At 54.6% G+C, this 18,270-nt stretch carries 16 protein-coding genes; 12 read left to right on the top strand and 4 right to left on the bottom strand.

Annotation, left to right across the window (positions count from 1 at the left end):
* Positions 1-8 precede the first annotated feature (8 nt).
* A complete protein-coding gene (gene aroP / locus K6L24_RS17535; RefSeq protein WP_062747229.1) occupies positions 9-1,364 on the bottom strand; it encodes an aromatic amino acid transporter AroP in 1,356 nt (451 codons plus the stop codon).
* Between the two features lie 471 nt (positions 1,365-1,835).
* Here aroP and pdhR point away from each other — a divergent pair, with 471 nt between their 5' ends.
* From pdhR to K6L24_RS17495, 8 genes are all read left to right on the top strand, one after another.
* Positions 1,836-2,600, top strand: coding sequence for a pyruvate dehydrogenase complex transcriptional repressor PdhR (gene pdhR / locus K6L24_RS17530; RefSeq protein ID WP_062747226.1), 765 nt, complete (start codon positions 1,836-1,838; stop codon positions 2,598-2,600).
* 139 nt (positions 2,601-2,739) lie between these two features.
* A complete protein-coding gene (gene aceE, locus K6L24_RS17525) occupies positions 2,740-5,403 on the top strand; it encodes a pyruvate dehydrogenase (acetyl-transferring), homodimeric type (protein ID WP_062747223.1) in 2,664 nt (887 codons plus the stop codon).
* 14 nt (positions 5,404-5,417) lie between these two features.
* On the top strand, positions 5,418-7,010 hold the full coding sequence (gene aceF, locus K6L24_RS17520) for a pyruvate dehydrogenase complex dihydrolipoyllysine-residue acetyltransferase (protein ID WP_222681685.1): 1,593 nt from the start codon (positions 5,418-5,420) through the stop codon (positions 7,008-7,010).
* A gap of 300 nt (positions 7,011-7,310) precedes the next feature.
* Entirely contained in the window at positions 7,311-8,738 is a 1,428-nt protein-coding gene (gene lpdA / locus K6L24_RS17515) for a dihydrolipoyl dehydrogenase (RefSeq protein WP_062747219.1), read from the top strand.
* 131 nt (positions 8,739-8,869) lie between these two features.
* Positions 8,870-9,574 carry an SDR family NAD(P)-dependent oxidoreductase gene (locus K6L24_RS17510; protein WP_062747217.1) on the top strand — a complete coding sequence of 235 codons (705 nt, stop codon included), beginning with the start codon at positions 8,870-8,872 and terminating at the stop codon, positions 9,572-9,574.
* A 13-nt stretch (positions 9,575-9,587) separates the two neighbouring features.
* Complete coding sequence (locus K6L24_RS17505; protein WP_062747215.1) at positions 9,588-10,262, top strand: energy-coupling factor ABC transporter ATP-binding protein; 675 nt, start codon at positions 9,588-9,590, stop codon at positions 10,260-10,262.
* Positions 10,259-10,903, top strand: a complete 645-nt coding sequence (locus K6L24_RS17500; protein WP_222681684.1) for an energy-coupling factor transporter transmembrane component T family protein — start codon at positions 10,259-10,261, stop codon at positions 10,901-10,903. The genes K6L24_RS17505 and K6L24_RS17500 overlap by 4 nt, the downstream gene beginning before the upstream one ends.
* A complete protein-coding gene (locus K6L24_RS17495; protein ID WP_222681683.1) occupies positions 10,903-11,442 on the top strand; it encodes a biotin transporter BioY in 540 nt (179 codons plus the stop codon). The genes K6L24_RS17500 and K6L24_RS17495 overlap by 1 nt, the downstream gene beginning before the upstream one ends.
* 62 nt (positions 11,443-11,504) lie before the next feature.
* Here the strand turns inward: K6L24_RS17495 and K6L24_RS17490 are convergent, their stop codons facing one another.
* Complete coding sequence (locus tag K6L24_RS17490) at positions 11,505-12,491, bottom strand: zinc-dependent alcohol dehydrogenase family protein (protein WP_222681682.1); 987 nt, start codon at positions 12,489-12,491, stop codon at positions 11,505-11,507.
* Between the two features lie 46 nt (positions 12,492-12,537).
* Here K6L24_RS17490 and K6L24_RS17485 point away from each other — a divergent pair, with 46 nt between their 5' ends.
* The 3 genes from K6L24_RS17485 to K6L24_RS17475 are packed head-to-tail and all read left to right on the top strand — an operon-like array spanning position 12,538 to position 15,654.
* The gene (locus K6L24_RS17485; RefSeq protein ID WP_222682340.1) at positions 12,538-12,969 is read left to right on the top strand and encodes an acyl-CoA thioesterase; all 432 of its coding nucleotides are present in this window, start codon (positions 12,538-12,540) and stop codon (positions 12,967-12,969) included.
* A gap of 5 nt (positions 12,970-12,974) precedes the next feature.
* Positions 12,975-14,486, top strand: coding sequence for a class I adenylate-forming enzyme family protein (locus K6L24_RS17480; protein ID WP_222681681.1), 1,512 nt, complete (start codon positions 12,975-12,977; stop codon positions 14,484-14,486).
* Positions 14,449-15,654, top strand: a complete 1,206-nt coding sequence (locus tag K6L24_RS17475; protein ID WP_222681680.1) for a thiolase family protein — start codon at positions 14,449-14,451, stop codon at positions 15,652-15,654. The genes K6L24_RS17480 and K6L24_RS17475 overlap by 38 nt, the downstream gene beginning before the upstream one ends.
* A 7-nt stretch (positions 15,655-15,661) precedes the next feature.
* On the opposite strand, the gene K6L24_RS17470 is transcribed toward K6L24_RS17475, so the two are convergent.
* A complete protein-coding gene (locus tag K6L24_RS17470; RefSeq protein WP_062747200.1) occupies positions 15,662-16,444 on the bottom strand; it encodes an enoyl-CoA hydratase/isomerase family protein in 783 nt (260 codons plus the stop codon).
* Positions 16,445-17,612: 1,168 nt separating this feature from the next.
* On the opposite strand from K6L24_RS17470, the gene cspG reads away from it, so the two are divergent.
* Positions 17,613-17,825 carry a cold shock protein CspG gene (cspG, locus tag K6L24_RS17465; RefSeq protein ID WP_062747198.1) on the top strand — a complete coding sequence of 71 codons (213 nt, stop codon included), beginning with the start codon at positions 17,613-17,615 and terminating at the stop codon, positions 17,823-17,825.
* A 188-nt stretch (positions 17,826-18,013) separates the two neighbouring features.
* Here the strand turns inward: cspG and K6L24_RS17460 are convergent, their stop codons facing one another.
* A complete protein-coding gene (locus K6L24_RS17460; protein ID WP_118664613.1) occupies positions 18,014-18,193 on the bottom strand; it encodes a hypothetical protein in 180 nt (59 codons plus the stop codon).
* Positions 18,194-18,270 lie beyond the last annotated feature (77 nt).

The following is an 18,270-nucleotide window of genomic DNA, read 5'->3' as shown; positions in this document are numbered from 1 at the left end:
GGTGATGATTATCCGCGCTGAGTACGGTTTTTCACCCAATAGCCGACAGCGAGGATCAGTACCCAAACCGGGATCAGCCAGACGGAGATTGCCATGCCTGGGGTAATTGCCATCAGCACCAGGATGCCGGCCAGGAATAACAGGCAGACCCAGTTACCCAGCGGGTAGAACAGGGCCGGGAAGCGGGTTTTAATCCCCTGCTGATCCTTCTTACGGCGGAATTTCATGTGTGCCAGGCTAATCATCGCCCAGTTGATGACCAGAGCAGAAACCACCAGCGCCATCAGCAGGCCAAAGGCTTCACCGGGCATCAGGTAGTTCAGCAGCACGCACAGGGCGGTGGCCACCGCGGAGAACAGGATAGAGATTACCGGCACACCGCGACCGTCCACTTTCAACAGTGCTTTCGGGGCGTTGCCCTGCTGCGCCAGGCCAAACAGCATACGGCTGTTACAGTAAACACAGCTGTTGTACACCGACAGCGCCGCCGTCAGGATCACGACGTTAAGGGCGTTGGCCACCAGCGCATCACCCAACTCGTGGAAAATCAATACAAACGGGCTGGTGTCAGCGGTGACGCGCGTCCACGGCATCAGGGAGAGCAGTACTGCCAGTGAGCCGACATAGAAAATCAGGATACGGTAGATCACCTGGTTGGTGGCTTTGGGAATGCTGGTTTCCGGATTATCGGCTTCTGCCGCCGTGATACCAACAAGCTCCAGACCACCGAAAGAGAACATAATGATGGCCATCATCATGATCAGGCCACTAAAGCCATTAGGCAGGAAGCCACCCTGTTCCCACAGATTGCGCACACTGGCCTGCGGACCACCGGTACCACTAAACAGTAACCAGCCACCAAACAGGATCATGGCAATCACCGCAACGACTTTGATTATGGCGAACCAGAACTCCATTTCACCAAACACTTTCACGTTAGTGAGGTTGATTGCGTTGATCAGCACAAAGAAGACGGCAGCAGACATCCAGGTCGGGATGTCGGGATACCAGAACTGGATATATTTGCCCACCGCGGTCAGTTCCGCCATGGCGACCAGCACATACAAGACCCAGTAGTTCCAGCCGGAAGCGAAACCGGCGAAATTGCCCCAGTATTTATAGGCGAAGTGGCTGAAGCTGCCTGCAACAGGCTCTTCCACTACCATTTCGCCCAACTGGCGCATAATCAGGAAGGCGATAAAACCGGCGATGGCATAGCCAAGTATCACGCCGGGGCCTGCGGATTGAATCACCGATGCACTGCCCAGAAACAGGCCAGTACCTACGGCACCGCCTAATGCAATCAGCTGGATGTGGCGGTTTTTCAGACCACGCTTCAGCGTTTCGCCCTGCTGTTGTTCCATAGAAACCTCGTACTTATTATTTTTTAATGTATTAAAAACTTTACGCTGTCGTGTAAGCGAAAATAGGGCAAAACCTATCCTGGCGAAGAGAATAGTGTTAAGTGACCGCTAATGCACTCGCTTTTGCTTTCTGTGCGAAAGTATGCCCAAAAAATCAACGATCGCTCTCAGTTTTATGATTCTCATTTTCTGTCACAAATCAGCAAGAATGACGAATAACATTCTCTTATGGTGATGTCGTTATTTATCAACTAACTCGCTGCCGTCTTTCGAAAAAGTGACGAAATTTAACATTTCTACTGCGGATAAATGGCTGTTGGATTTCGTCCTTAGGCTATGATTGTGAACGAGACGAGAGTCTGGTTTAGGCGGGTTGCCATATGGACATCAGGTGAATACTTTGTTACTTTACGGGCTCCTTTTTGCAATTGGTATTACCAATTTACTCCGGCAAATCGTAAAGAAGGGATGATGGCCTACAGCAAGATCCGCCAACCGAAGCTCTCTGATGCTATCGAACAGCAGCTTGAGTCCCTGATTATGGAGGGAACACTGCGCCCGGGAGAGAAATTGCTGCCTGAGCGAGAGCTGGCTGTGCAGTTTGACGTGTCCCGTCCTTCTCTGCGTGAAGCGATACAGCGCCTGGAAGCCAAAGGTCTCTTACTCCGCCGTCAGGGGGGGGGAACCTTCGTCCAGACCCATTTGTGGAAAACCCTGAGCGATCCGCTCGTAGAATTAGTGGCCGGCCATCCTGAATCCCAGTTCGACCTGTTAGAAACACGTCATGCCCTGGAAGGGATTGCCGCCTATTATGCCGCACTGCGCGGCACTGACGAAGATCTGGTCCGTATTCGCGACTGCCACCTGCAGATTCAGACCGCTCAGCAAAGCGGCGATCTCGATGCAGAAGCTGATGCGGTGATGCAATATCAGATTGCTGTCACAGAAGCGGCTCATAATGTGGTGCTTTTACATCTTCTCCGCAGCATGGGCCCAATGCTTGAACAGAACGTCAGACAGAACTTTGAATTGCTCTACTCGCGTCGTGAGATGCTGGAGAAAGTAAGTAGCCACCGCGCCAGTATTTTTGAGGCGATTGTGGCACGTGAGCCCGAGCAGGCACGCGAAGCTTCACACCGCCACCTGGCGTTTATCGAGGAAATATTGCTGGACAGAAGTCGGGAGCAAAGTCGTAGAGAGCGCTCCCTGAGACGTTTACAGCAACGTAAGGACTAACGCGTAAATATAACGCGGCACGTACCTGCAAAGGTATAAACGACGGGCCTGTCTCTTTGTGTTTTGAAGTGAACCAGAGCACAAAGAGACAGGCTCCAGACAATTCAACGTAATTAGACACAGATAAGGAATACCCCCCATGTCAGAACGTTTAAATAATGACGTGGATCCGATCGAAACTCGCGACTGGTTAGAAGCGATCGAATCGGTCATCCGTGAAGAAGGTGTTGAGCGCGCACAGTATCTGATTGACCAGGTGTTGAGCGGCGCACGTAAAGGCGGCGTGAAAGTGGCTGCCGGTACGGGAGCCAGTAACTACATTAACTCTATTGCCGTTGAAGATGAGCCGGAGTACCCGGGCAACACGTCTTTAGAGCGTCGTATCCGTTCCGCTATTCGCTGGAACGCCATCATGACCGTTCTGCGTGCGTCAAAGAAAGATATGGATCTGGGTGGCCACATGTCCTCCTTCCAGTCTTCTGCCACCGTGTATGAAGTGTGCTTTAACCACTTCTTCCGTGCGCGCACCGAAAAAGACGGCGGCGATCTGGTTTACTTCCAGGGCCATATCTCGCCGGGCGTGTACGCCCGTGCCTTCCTGGAAGGTCGCCTGACCGAAGACCAGATGAACAATTTCCGCCAGGAAGTTGACGGTAAAGGCCTGTCCTCTTACCCGCACCCTAAACTGATGCCTAACTTCTGGCAGTTCCCGACCGTATCCATGGGTCTGGGTCCACTGGGCGCGATCTATCAGGCTAAATTCCTGAAATATCTGGAACACCGTGGCCTGAAAGATACATCTCAGCAGACCGTTTATGCCTTCCTGGGCGACGGTGAGATGGATGAGCCAGAATCTAAAGGGGCGATCACCATCGCGACCCGTGAAAAACTGGATAATCTGGTCTTCATCATCAACTGTAACTTGCAGCGTCTGGATGGCCCGGTCACCGGTAACGGCAAGATCATTAACGAGCTTGACGGCATCTTTGGTGGCGCTGGCTGGGAAGTGATCAAAGTTATCTGGGGCGGACGTTGGGACGAACTGCTGCGTAAAGACACCAGCGGTAAACTGATCCAACTGATGAACGAAACCGTTGACGGTGACTATCAGACCTTTAAATCCCGCAACGGTGCCTATGTTCGCGAGCACTTCTTCGGCAAATATCCGGAAACCGCAGCGCTGGTTAAAGATATGACCGACGACGAGATCTGGTCTCTGAACCGTGGTGGTCACGATCCGAAGAAAGTCTTCGCCGCACTGAAAAAAGCGCAGGATACCAAAGGCAAACCGGTAGTGATCCTGGCACATACCATCAAAGGCTATGGTATGGGCGAGACTGCAGAAGGCAAAAACATCGCGCACCAGGTCAAGAAAATGAACATGGATGGCGTACGCTACATCCGCGATCGTTTCAATGTACCGGTCAGTGATGAAGCCATTGAAAAACTGCCGTATGTGACCTTCGAAAAAGGCTCTGAAGAGTACAACTACCTGCACGGCCAGCGCGAAAAACTGGGCGGCTACCTGCCAACCCGTGAAGCGAAATTCAGCGAGAAGCTGGATATGCCGGTGCTGGAAGATTTCCGCGCGCTGCTGGATGAGCAGAACAAAGAGATCTCGACCACTATCGCCTTCGTGCGTGCCCTGAACGTGATGCTGAAAAACCCGTCGATCAAAGATCGTCTGGTGCCAATCATCGCCGATGAAGCGCGTACCTTCGGTATGGAAGGTCTGTTCCGCCAGATCGGTATCTACAGTCCGAATGGCCAGCAGTACACGCCGCAGGACCGTGAGCAGGTTGCTTACTATAAAGAAGATGAAAAAGGACAGATCCTGCAGGAAGGGATTAACGAACTGGGTGCAGGCGCATCGTGGCTGGCGGCGGCAACGTCTTACAGCACCAACAATCTGCCAATGATCCCGTTCTACATCTACTACTCCATGTTTGGTTTCCAGCGTATCGGCGACCTGTGCTGGGCAGCAGGCGACCAGCAGGCACGCGGCTTCCTGGTGGGCGGAACCTCCGGTCGTACCACACTGAACGGTGAAGGTCTGCAGCACGAAGATGGTCACAGCCACATTCAGTCTCTGACTATCCCGAACTGTATTTCTTACGATCCGGCTTACGCTTATGAAGTTGCTGTCATCATGCATGACGGTCTGGTACGTATGTACGGCGAAGCGCAGGAAAATGTGTACTACTACATCACCACGCTGAACGAAAACTACCATATGCCAGCGATGCCGGCCGGTGCAGAAGAGGGTATCCGTAAAGGTATCTATAAACTGGACAGCAAAGAAGGCAGCAAAGGTAAAGTTCAGCTGCTGGGTTCAGGTTCTATCCTGCGTCACGTCCGTGAAGCTGCCGATATCCTGGCGAAAGACTACGGTGTAGGTTCTGACATCTACAGCGTGACCTCCTTCACCGAACTGGCCCGTGATGGTCAGGACTGTGAGCGCTGGAACATGCTGCACCCAACGTCAGAGCCTCGCGTGCCTTACATCGCTCAGGTGATGAACGATGCTCCTGCCGTGGCATCGACTGACTACATGAAACTGTTCGCCGAGCAGGTTCGCAGCTACATCCCTGCCAGCGACTATCGCGTGCTGGGTACTGATGGCTTCGGTCGTTCAGACAGCCGTGAGAATCTGCGTCACCACTTCGAAGTGGACGCATCTTACGTGGTGGTTGCCGCCCTGGGTGAACTGGCTAAACGTGGCGAAATCGACAAAAAAGTGGTGGCTGATGCCATCGTTAAGTTCGAGATCGATGCTGATAAAGTTAACCCACGCCTGGCATAAGAGGTAATAGAGTAATGGCTATCGAAATTAATGTCCCGGACATCGGTTCAGACGAAGTTGAAGTCACCGAGATTCTGGTCAAAGTGGGCGACACTGTTGAAGTTGAGCAGTCACTGCTGGTGGTTGAGGGTGATAAAGCTTCAATGGAAGTACCTTCCCCACAGGCTGGCGTCGTCAAAGAGATCAAAGTGGCTACCGGCGATAAAGTCGAAACCGGCAAACTGATCATGATCTTCGAAGCGGAAGGCGGTGCAGCTGCACCGGCAGCGGCCGAAGAGAAGAAAGAAGAAGCGGCTCCGGCCGCGCCTGCAGCGGCCCCGGCGGCCAGCGCAGCGAAAGAGGTTAACGTACCGGATATCGGCGGCGACGAAGTAGAAGTCACTGAGATCATGGTTAAAGTCGGCGACAAAGTTGAAGCTGAACAGTCGATCCTCACCGTTGAAGGCGATAAAGCCTCAATGGAAGTGCCCGCACCATTTGCGGGTACGGTTAAAGAGATCAAAATCGCCATGGGCGATAAAGTCAGCACCGGTTCTCTGGTGATGGTGTTTGAGGTAGAGGGGGCTGCACCAGCGGCCGCACCTGCCCAGAGCACTGAGGCTGCTGCTCCGGCTCCGGCTAAACAGGAAGAGAAGGCGGCTGCGGCTCCTGCTAAAGCGGAAGCCAAGTCAGATTTCGCAGAGAACGACGCTTACGTTCATGCCACGCCGGTGATCCGCCGTCTGGCACGTGAATTTGGTGTCAACCTGGCGAAAGTCAAAGGCACCGGGCGTAAAGGCCGTATTCTGAAAGAAGACGTGCAGAGCTACGTGAAAGACGCGGTGAAACGTGCTGAAGCCCCTGCTGCCGCGGGTGGTGGTCTGCCTGGCATGCTGCCATGGCCGAAAGTGGACTTCAGCAAGTTCGGCGAAGTCGAAGAAGTGGAACTGGGCCGAATCCAGAAAATCTCTGGTGCTAACCTGAGCCGCAACTGGGTGATGATCCCTCATGTGACTCACTTCGACAAAACCGACATCACCGAGCTGGAAGCATTCCGCAAGCAGCAAAATGCTGAAGCAGAGAAGCGTAAGCTGGATGTGAAGTTCACCCCGGTGGTGTTCATCATGAAAGCGGTGGCGGCGGCGCTGGAGCAGATGCCACGCTTCAACAGCTCACTGTCTGAAGATGCACAGAAACTGACGCTGAAGAAATACATCAACATCGGTGTGGCGGTAGATACGCCAAACGGTCTGGTGGTTCCGGTGTTCAAAGATGTGAATAAGAAAGGCATCACGGAACTGTCTCGCGAACTGATGGCTATCTCCAAAAAAGCGCGTGATGGCAAGCTGACCGCTGGCGAAATGCAGGGCGGTTGCTTCACCATCTCCAGCCTGGGCGGTATCGGGACAACCCACTTTGCGCCGATCGTGAATGCGCCGGAAGTGGCTATCCTCGGTGTCTCCAAGTCTGCGATTGAGCCGGTCTGGAATGGCAAAGAGTTCACGCCGCGTCTGATGATGCCAATGTCGCTCTCCTTCGACCACCGGGTTATCGACGGTGCTGATGGTGCGCGCTTCATTACCATTATCAATAACGCACTGGCCGACATTCGCCGTCTGGTGATGTAACCATGAAGAAGGCCGGCGGAAGCCGGCCTTCTTGTAAGTTGTTGTAGTGATTCGTGGCACCGCGGTTTGCAGTTTATTAACAATTCTGTAAACTCTTGCGGTGAACGCGTCCCGGTGGAAGAAGGACGTTGAAAAATCTATCCAAAATAATTGGAGCTGTATCAAGGCGGCAAGTGAGTGAATCCTGATGAGCTTACATAAGTCAGTGATTCGGGTGAGCGAGCGTAGCCAACACAGATGCAGATTCAAGTATGAAGGGGATAAGCTCTGACCCGCCGGACAATCAAATAAGAGGTCATGATGAGTACAGAAATTAAAACTCAGGTCGTGGTACTTGGGGCAGGCCCTGCAGGTTACTCTGCAGCCTTCCGTGCAGCGGATCTTGGTCTGGAGACCGTGATCGTTGAGCGTTACAGCACCCTCGGTGGTGTTTGTCTGAATGTTGGCTGTATCCCTTCTAAAGCCCTGCTGCACGTGGCGAAGGTGATTGAAGAAGCCAAAGCGCTGGAAGCACACGGTATCGTGTTCGGTAAGCCACAGACTGATGTGAATAAGATCCGCAGCTGGAAAGAGAAAGTGATCACCCAACTGACCGGTGGTCTGGCCGGTATGGCAAAAGGCCGTAAAGTGAGCGTGGTGAACGGCCTGGGTAAATTTACCGGCGCGAACACCCTGGAAGTGACAGCAGAAGACGGTTCTAAAACCGTTATCACGTTTGAAAACGCTGTCATCGCCGCGGGCTCCCGTCCGATTGAACTGCCCTTTATTCCACATGAAGATCCACGCGTCTGGGATTCTACCGATGCGCTGGAGCTGAAAGAAGTACCAGAGCGTCTGCTGGTCATGGGCGGCGGCATCATCGGTCTGGAAATGGGTACCGTGTATCACGCACTGGGTTCGCAGATCGACGTGGTCGAAATGTTTGACCAGGTGATCCCGGCGGCTGACAAAGATGTGGTGAAGGTCTTCACCAAGCGCATCTCTAAGCAGTTCAACCTGATGCTGGAAACCAAAGTGACTGCAGTAGAAGCCAAAGAAGATGGCATCTACGTTACGATGGAAGGCAAAAAAGCCCCTTCAGAACCACAGCGTTACGATGCGGTGCTGGTGGCAATTGGCCGCGTACCGAATGGTAAAGGTCTGGATGCAGGCAAAGCCGGCGTGGAAGTGGACGATCGCGGGTTTATCCGTGTCGACAAGCAGATGCGTACCAACGTGCCGCACATCTATGCTATCGGTGATATCGTCGGTCAGCCAATGCTGGCACATAAAGGCGTGCATGAAGGCCACGTGGCAGCAGAAGTGATCTCGGGCCTGAAGCACTACTTCGACCCGAAAGTGATCCCATCGATTGCCTATACTGAGCCGGAAGTTGCCTGGGTCGGTCTGACCGAGAAAGAAGCGAAAGAGAAAGGCATCAGCTATGAAACGTCCACCTTCCCGTGGGCAGCATCAGGCCGTGCTATCGCTTCCGACTGTGCAGACGGTATGACCAAGCTGATCTTCGACAAAACCACTCACCGCGTCATCGGTGGTGCCATTGTCGGAACCAACGGCGGCGAACTGCTGGGTGAAATCGGTCTGGCTATCGAGATGGGTTGTGATGCTGAAGATCTGGCACTGACCATCCACGCTCACCCAACCCTGCACGAATCGGTTGGTCTGGCGGCGGAAATCTTTGAAGGCAGCATCACCGACCTGCCAAATCCGAAAGCGAAAAAGAAATAATTCGCCATAAGGTTTAAATAACGGCTCCTGCGGGGGCCGTTTTGCTGTCTGTCTCTCCGTAAAAAACCGCGCAGAGTGCCACAAAATCGCGTATCTTTGCTGGCAATTTCTGACCGGTCAAAAGGCTCGTTGTGTCCAGTAAAGTTGCCCTGATCACCGGTGCCTCACGCGGTATCGGCCACCATCTTGCCCGCCATTTTTATGCTGCGGGTTATCATCTGATTTTAATCGCGCGGGATGCCCGTGCGCTGAACGCCTTAGCCAGCACCTTCGATCCTGCCCGTGTGCAGACGCTGGCGCTCGACGTGTGTGATTATCCTGCCATTGCACAGCAGGTGCCGCAGGCGCTGGCCGTGAGCGGGCAACTTGATGTGCTGGTTAACGCCGCCGGCATCTTTCGCGCCGGCTCAACGCAGACCTCGTTGTCTGATTTCAGCGCGCTGCTTGCCACTAACGTGACCGCTATCCACCATCTTTGCCAGCTTTGCACTCCCTGGCTGTTGAAATCCGCCGGGGGGCGCATCTTTAATCTTGCCTCCGTCAGTGGCGTACAGCCTTACGGCAGCGTTGCCAGCTATGCCGCCAGCAAACACGCGCTGGTCGGCTACAGCCGTTCGATTGCCCGTGAGCTGGGCGCACAGGGCATTAAAGTGACCACGCTGTGCCCCGATGTCGTAGACACCGATATGGCACAGGGTTCGGGCCTGACAGCCGACGAGATGCTGAGTACCGACGACCTCTGTCGCGCCGTGGACTTTGTGATGTCGTTGTCTCCTGCTGCAGTGGTGGAGCAACTGACCATTGGGCGGCAGTACCGTCCGCGTCAGCCTGTCTGAACCAGGAGGTATTATGCTGGAACTGAAAGGGGTATCGCATGCTTACGGCGAACGGAAAGTCCTCGATAACATTAATTTGCAACTCACGGAAAAACGCATTGGCATTGTCGGCAGCAATGGCTGTGGCAAAAGCACTTTTGCCCGCCTGCTGAACGGCCTGTTATTACCCCAACAGGGGGAGGTGCTGGTCGACGGGCTGAATACCCGTCAGCAGGGAAAAGCGGTGCGGCGGAAGGTTGGGTTTGTGTTCCAGAACCCGGACAACCAGATTGTTTTCCCGGTGGTGGAGGAAGATCTCGCCTTCGGGATGAAAAACCTCGGACTGTCGAAACAGGTGATCCGCGAACGTACCGATGCGGCATTGGCGCGCTACGATATGCAGGACCTGCGTCAGCATCCCGCCCACCTGCTTAGCGGTGGACAGAAGCAGCTGCTGGCTATCTCTGGCGTGCTGGTCATGGAGCCGGAATATATCGTTTTTGATGAACCGACCACGCTGCTCGATCTGCGCAACAAGCGGCGTATTGCACAGGCGATTGCCGATCTCGACCAGACGGCGATCGTGGTGTCACACGATCTGGAATTTTTGCAGGATTTTGACCGTGTACTGGTCTTTGACCGCGGTCAGGTGGTGATTGATGACCTGCCTCACATAGCATTGAAAGAGTATGTCAGGATGATGTCATGATGTTGAGTGATTATATTCCGGGACATTCGATCATACATCGCTTGCCGCCGGGGCTGAAGATCCTCACCCTGGCGCTGCTGGGCACGCTGCTGTTTATCTTCCCGCGCCTGGAAACTTCGCTGGTCGCTCTGCTGCTGGTGGGGCTGTGCTACCCGCTGGCGCGTATTTCACCGCGCATCATGCTGCTGCAGCTCAAGCCGCTGCTGTGGGTGCTGGTACTGTTGTTCGCCGTACAGTGGTGGATGGTCAGCTGGCAGTCCGGTGTGCTGGTGATTGCCCGGCTGGCGGCGCTGCTATTGATGGCGGCACTGGTGACGCTGACGACCCGTACCACGGCGATGATTGAGGCGCTGGAGAAAGGCCTTTTCTGGCTGCGCTATATGCGAATCAACCCGGCAAAAGTCAGCCTGGCGCTGTCCCTGGCGATGCGCTTTATTCCGGTACTGGCAGCCATCGTGGCTGAAGTGCGTGAAGCGCAAAAAGCCCGGGGACTGGATCGCAGTGTCATTGCCATTGCTATCCCGGTGATCGTCCGTACCCTGAAGATGGCCGATGATATTGCAGCGGCGCTGGAAGCCCGCGCCTGGGACCCCAAACTGCGCCCTGAGCGTAACGATGCTGAGAAAGTGAGAGGATCTTAATGTCCACCCGAGATATTGTTTATATTGCGCTTTTCGCCGCGATCACCGCTGCGCTGGGCTTGCTCCCGGCATTCAGCCTGCCGGTGATTGCGGTGCCGATCACCGCACAGACCTTAGGCCCCATGCTGGCGGGGGCGATTGCTGGTGCCAGACGCGGCGCGCTGGCGATGGTGCTGTTTGTCGTGCTGGTGGCGGTTGGCCTGCCACTGCTGGCGGGAGGCCGTGGCGGTCTGGGGATCTTCTTTGGCCCGAGCGGGGGCTTTCTTCTGGCGTGGCCGCTGGCGGCGCTGCTGATAGGTTATCTTTACCAGCGCTTCCTGCGCTCGCTGACGGCGGTCAGGGAAGGGCTGATCCTGACACTGGGGGGCGTCGTGGTGATTTACTCTGCGGGCATTCCGTGGATTGCCGTGGTGGCCGGGTTACCCCTTAAGCAGGCCGCGCTGGGCTCACTGGGTTTCCTGCCGGCGGATATGGTGAAGGTGGTGCTGGCGGTGCTGATTGTCCGTGCCGTGCGCCGGGCGTACCCCACGTTAGGCTGAGCCACAGGCAGTTGAAGAGGCCGATCGTCTTTTCGGTCGGCCCTGATTACAGCTATCCCGCCTCAGAGCCGCAGTAAAATTTTCCCTTTCAGCTCGCCGGACTGCACGTCTCTGACCGCTTTATCGATCTCCTCCAGCGCATATTCGGCCACTATATCGGTGGCAATTACACCGTCGCGGATCAGTGTCATCACTTCATTGATCCTGCGCTGTACCAGCGCCTTATCATGATGATGTACCCATAACCGCAGATGGAAGTTGGAAAAACGAATATCCGGACGGCTGCGCCAGAAGGTGGCCGGTATCGGCTGGCCGGACAGCAGGCCGTAATGGATAAACTGCCCGCCCGGCATCAGCGCCTGTGCCAGCATCAGCGACGCTTCACCGCCAATGCAGTCGAGGATGGCTGCTGCCCCCCCCTGACGGGCAATGGCGGCCAGCGCCTGCGGGTACGTCTCCGCACTGCTGTTCAACACCTGCTCGGTGGTACAGCCGCGAAACAGGCCGAGGTTTTCAGCTTTTCGTACGATGGCGATCGGCGTCAGCCCCAGGTGGTTGGCGATGCGGATCAGCATTTTGCCGATGGCCGAATTGGCCGCATTGATAATAATCCGCATCCCCGGTGAGCGCTGAAGCGCTTCTGTCAGCATCAGCAGCGCGGTCATCGGGTTAACATAGCTGGTTGCCGCCTGCTGGTCGGTGACAAAGTCAGGCAGGGTAAAGCACCACTGCGGATCGCTGTCTTTATAGTGTTGCCACGCGCCCATGCTGCCTACCGGCAGAACACGCTGACCAACGCGCAGGCTGGGATCGTCGCTCTGGCTGATCCGCCCCATGCCCTCAAACCCGGGCACAAAGGGCAGGGCGATACGCGAACGATAGGCTCCGGAAATCGTAATAATATCGGAGGGATTGATGGTGGCGAATGTCATTTTAACCCGGACCTGGCCTGCGGCTAAGGGCGGCAGAGCCTGTTGTTCAAGCTGCATAACGTGACTGATATTGCCGAACTCCCGGACGAGGGCTCTGGTGAATAAAGTCTCTTTCATGGTATATTTTCTTTCGTGTTGTCCGGTTGACAGGTTTTTGATTTTTATGCAGGAACAGTATAATAGCGAAGCATTTCGCGTATCAATGCGCGATATAGATTTAAACGGTCACGTGCATAATTCAGTCTATTTAGATTATTGTGAAGATGCCGTTGTTAATGCGTTCCGCCGCGCTGATATTCTGCCCCTGTTTCGGCCGCACACGGCGGGCGTTGCCTACCATGTGAAAAAATGCGAAGCCACATTCTTTTATCCTCTGTCGGTGGATGATGTGGTGTTACCGCAGGTGTTGATTGAAAAAATCGGCAACAGCAGTTTAATTTTCACTATCCGCTTAATGCTGGAAGATAACACCACGTTGAGTGCCGAAGGGAAATTAGTCTGGGTGTGCGTGGATCTTTCGGATAATAAACCCTGCCCGATCCCCGATGAGGCGCGTCAGGCGCTGATGCAACATTTTCCGTTTGCCGGAGACTGAGTGTTATGCCGGTACATGACAAAGTAAAATATCATGCGGAAAACCACCCCGCGCGGATCGCTGTGAATATCGCCGGTGCCACCCTGAGCTGGCAGCAGCTGTGGCAGAGCGCACAGGCGTTGTACCAGACCCTTCCCCGGGACCCGCGTGCCAGCGGCAGCCGTATTATCGCTATCGCGGCCGGTAATGACATTACCTTTCCCGTTGCCTGGCTGGCCGCCAGCGCCCAGCCTTTTACTGCCGCCATTATCGACCCGCAGGCCCCCGCAGCACAGCTGAATGACATCCTGCACAGCCTGAATCCGGCACTCCTGTTGTTACGTCCCGGGGATGAGGCGCTGAAAGCGCTGGCCGATCGTTTGTCGGTTCGCTGGCAGGTGATTGACGATGGGCAACGTCACGCAAACGTCCCGGACGATGCCGCTTTTAGCGACGGGATGCAGGCTGAGACACCGTTCTTAATTAACTTCACCTCGGGCACCACCAGCCTGCCGAAAGCCTTTATCCGTTCGCGGCGATCCTGGCGGGCCAGCCTGGAGAATGGTGAGGCGATCTTTGGCCTGCAGGGAGCCCCTTCGACGCTGTTTCCCGGCCCACTTTCAAACGGCATTGGACTGTATTGCCTGAACGAAACGCTGTACTCGGGGGGCACGTTTTACAGCCCCGGCCGGTGGCAACCGGAATCCGTACTGGCGCTGATCGCCCGGCAGCAGATTGAACGGCTGGTGGTCGTGCCCACGATGATCGCCGGATTTGCGCGCGCGGTGGGGGCCGCAGCCTGCCCCAGCCTGCGTCGTCTGGTCAGTGCCGGCGCGAAACTGGAAATTAATCACTATCGCCAGGCGCGGGCGCTGTTTCCTGCAGCCCGGATACAGGAGTATTACGGGGCTTCGGAACTTGGCTTTATCGCCGTGTCCACGCCTGATGAGGCAGATATAGGCGATTCGCTGGCTGCGGTCGGGCAGGCTTTTCCCGGTGTGCACATCAGCATCCGTAATGATGACGGTGAGCGACTGCCGCATAATCAGCCCGGAACCATTTATATCCACAGTGAGCAAATTATTGACCGGTATTTATGGGGTGATGACAGCAATGCGTTCGTGAAACAGGGAGCCCTGGCGACGGTTGGGGATATCGGTTATCTGGATGAAAAACACCGTCTGCATGTGATTGGCCGCCGGGGAAATATGATCCTTAGCGGTGGGAATAATATTTATCTTGCCGAAATAGAGTCAGCGATTAAATCACTGCCTGGCATTATTGAAGCGGTGGTGATTGCCGTTGATGATGAGGATGCAGGCAAAAAGATGGTCGCTGTCGTTGAAGCATCTGCGGACGATCTGCGACTGCTCCCCCAACGCTGTCGTGACGTACTGGCAAAATATAAACAGCCCCGCCATTTTTATCATATTACGCACTGGCCGCTGACGGCGGCCGGAAAAATCAAACGCGCCGAGCTGGAAAAAAGGATCGCACAACATGGCAGCAGCACAGAGCTTACTGAGTTATCAGCCTGACGATGACGCGCAGCCGGTCATTGTGGCGGCCCGGCGCACGCCCGTTGGCCGGGCCTACGGTGTCTTTGCCGGCGTAACGATGGAAAATCTGCTGATGCCGCTTTTTGAGCAGATTACTGAACTGCTGCCGCCGGGGTTTACCCCTGTTGATGAAGTCATCATCGGCAACGCGACCGGTGGCGGCGGCAATATTGCCCGCCTGGCGGCGCTGGCGGCGGGCTTGCCGCTCTCCGTTCCAGCGGTGACGGTGGATCGCCAGTGTGGCTCCGGGCTGGAAGCGGTGATCCAGGCCTGTCGGCTGGTGCAGGCCCGGGCGGGGGAGTGTTATCTGGCGGGGGGCGTCGAAAGCGTCAGTACCGCCCCGTGGCGGGTGGAAAAGCCCACCTCGCTGAAGCAGATGCCGCGCTTTTACGGCCGCGCGCAGTTTTCCCCGGACGATATCGGTGACCCTGAAATGGGTATCGCGGCGGAAAACGTGGCGCGCCAGTGTGGTATCAGCCGTGAACGACAGGATCAGTTTGCCCTGCGCAGCCATCAGCGCGCGCTGGCCGCCCAACAGCAGGGTGCGTTCCGACAGGAAATCGTACCGGTCAGCGTGAAAGGCCAGTGGGTGGCGGTGGACGAGTGCCCGCGGGCCAACACATCGCTGGAGAAACTGGCGGCGCTGCCCCCGGCGTTTGTCGCCGGAGGGACGGTGACGGCGGGCAACTGTTGCCCGCTCAATGACGGTGCATCGTTACTGCTGGTGATGAGCCGTCGTAAAGCACGTGAGTGCGGTTTCACCCGGGGGCTGCTTTTTGCCGATGCCTGTAGTGCCGGCGTCGACCCTAATCTGCTTGGCCTCGGGCCGGTACCCGCGACGCAAAAATTGCTGGCCCGCCAGCCCGGCCTGACCACCCGCCACATCGCGTTGATTGAATTTAACGAAGCCTTTGCCGCCCAGGTGCTGGGATCGCTTGATGCGCTGGGCATTGATGAGCAGCGTATTAACTTACAGGGCGGAGCGATTGCACTGGGTCATCCTTACGGTGCCTCCGGCGCAATCATGGTCACGCGACTGTTCAGCCAGCTGCTGGCGGAGCCAGACGGAGACGGCTTTGGCCTGGCCATGCTGGGCATCGCCGGGGGCCTGGGGTTAAGCGCGTTATTCCAGGCTGTATCGCTCTGAAGTCGCGCTATTTGCCTGTCCACAGCGGCCTGCGCTGCTCAGTAAAGGCACGCTGGCCTTCCTGAAAGTCTTCACTCTGCTGCAGTTGCGCTAACTCGGCCATGCTCTGCTGGCTGAGATCGACTGCCAGCGCCTGTCTGAGCAGCGCATTACAGGCCTGAACGGCCAGCGGTGCGTTGCGGTTCAGGCGGGCTGCGAGTGCCAGTGCGCTCTCCAGCAGATCTTCTGCCGGGGTAACCTGATAAAACAGACCCAGCGCGTGGGCACGTGTAGCGTCAACAGGCTCACCCGTTAAGAGCATTTCCCGGGCCAGGTTGGCAGGCAGTCGCGTCGCCAGCTGGCCGATCCCCCCACCCAGCGGTAACAGGCCGTGTTTAACTTCCGGCAGGGCGATTTTTACCTGGTCTGTGGCCACGATAAAATCACACTCCAGCGCCAGCTCAAGCCCCCCGCCAAAGGCATGACCGTTCAGGGCGGCCACCCAAATTTTTCGTCGGGGCAGATGCTGTAGCGGATTAAAGCCGCCCTGTGAGTTAAGCAGCGCTTTACCGCCATCTGTAAAGGCCTCCTGCAAATCGGCTCCGCCGCAAAACACGGTGCCGCTGCCGGTCAGCAGCACGGTGCGGATATCGGGCTGTTGTTCGCACCAGTTAAGGCACTGTTCAAGCTCCGCAATCATCACGGCATTGTAGGCGTTACCGGCAGTAGGACGGTTCAATGTCAGGCGCGCCACGTGTGCGGTCGGGCGGTCACAGCGGATCAGTTGGGTGTTAGGTTGCGGGGTATTCATAGCGGCTCGCAGCGGTTCAGCAGGGGAGGGCGAGTGTATCACGTCACGAGTGCACGGGTCAGGCACAGACAGCGCTGTCCATTAATGATTTAAAATAAATAAGAAATCCCCGCGATAATTTAATTTTCAGTTCTTTCTGATGTGGCATGAATATTGATCACCAGCGGGTTTTTCACCTTTCAGGATAATAATATCGCCCGTTATTACTGACAAATGCCGATAATATCATCAGATCGCTTCATTATGTGAGCTGGCGCTCCCTTTAATACTGATAATAATCACATGTTATTAAAAACAGTATTGACTCTGTTTTTTAAAGCAGTAGATTAGATTCCACAGCAGGCGAATATTACCCGGCTGTGATGCAGTAAAGAGTCATGAATATAGATGCGATGAAGGCCACGAAGTATTTTAGTTTGGGAAGGTTGTCGTAAGTGTCAGGTTTATTTTACTTACTTCAACGATGCTTTAAGGCCATGCAGTCAGTTGCAAAATCGCAGGATGGGAACGTAACGCGACGACATAAGGCTATGTTTTACCGATGCAAGCAAGTCTGGAGGTTGTGACGTTTGCTACTTAGTCACAACAGAAGTCGAGCCACGTATCAAAGAGTCTACGTCGCGATGGGTGTGTACTTGTTTAAACCGCCATGTCTGTTGACTGGCATGATGATGTTAACTGTCATTTATGGAGGTAAGCTAGAATTTTAGTCACTAATACTGTCCGTAATAAACACGTACATTCAACGAAGTATTAATAGCAGTAAAACTTGTTAAGTTCGTTAATGTTAAAATTTGAGTTAGCAGTAACCTAAAAGCCCTGGCGATGTTCGTCAGGGCTTTTATCATTTGACCTCAGAAGCGGTTTTTTCATTAGCTTGCTTTTTACCCTGTCCTCGGCGCTTTTCACTGACAGCAATGTCTGCCTAAAGTTCCAAAAATATAAGTGAAATGAATCCTTGCTTGTTCAGGCGTATCCGGTCTACTATGTTTGCATCGGTTTGGAATACAGACCTTATGAAAGCAGTTTTAGTAAAGCAGTCCTCAGTACAAGTGTTATCACAGATATCCCTTCATCGAGAGCCTCCTCCTAAGTGCCCATAAGATAAATTCTGATGAACAGGCCATGTTCGCCACATAAAGTGGCTCAAAAATGAATAGGAAATATTATGTCTAACAAAATGACTGGTTTAGTAAAATGGTTTAACGCTGATAAAGGCTTCGGTTTTATCACTCCTGCAGACGGCAGCAAAGATGTATTCGTACATTTCTCTGCAATCCAGAGCAGCGATTTCAAAACCTTAGATGAAGGCCAGAAAGTGGAGTTCTCTATCGAGAACGGCGCTAAAGGTCCATCAGCAGTAAACGTTGTCGCGCTGTAATTCGCGATAACCTCACTGACAAAGACGATCGCGATGACGGCATAACAGCCCGAGCAGTGCAGCGTCAGTGATAAAAAAGCCGCCATGTGCGGCTTTTTTTGTTTTTGTCCCCACCCCCCTGTGCTTCTCTGTCCCCCCCGGTTTGCCCCCTGATAAGTTATTGAACGACGCGTTATAATAAGCTGCATTTATTTCCACACCGACAGGCGGGAGATGGCTTTGCGGAACATACGCTGTTTTTTGTTCCAGCATGAAGAATAACCGGCAGAATCGGCATGATTAGGTAGTGAAAGCCGCTGGAAAAGTGCTTTTTTGCCCATGAAAACGATCAGGCTAATGATGTTGCTTTTTTGTAAACGGATTAACATGCAGCCGAAATCCTGCTATGCTGGCCCTCGCGGAACCGGGCACCATACCCTACACATGGATTGTTTCACTTTACGGT

Origin of the sequence: Erwinia persicina, assembly GCF_019844095.1 — a bacterium.
In the GTDB taxonomy this organism is placed as follows: Bacteria; Pseudomonadota; Gammaproteobacteria; order Enterobacterales; family Enterobacteriaceae; genus Erwinia; species Erwinia persicina.
The sequence above is the reverse complement of the archived record's forward strand: the minus strand, read 5'-3'. Positions and strand labels throughout refer to the sequence as shown.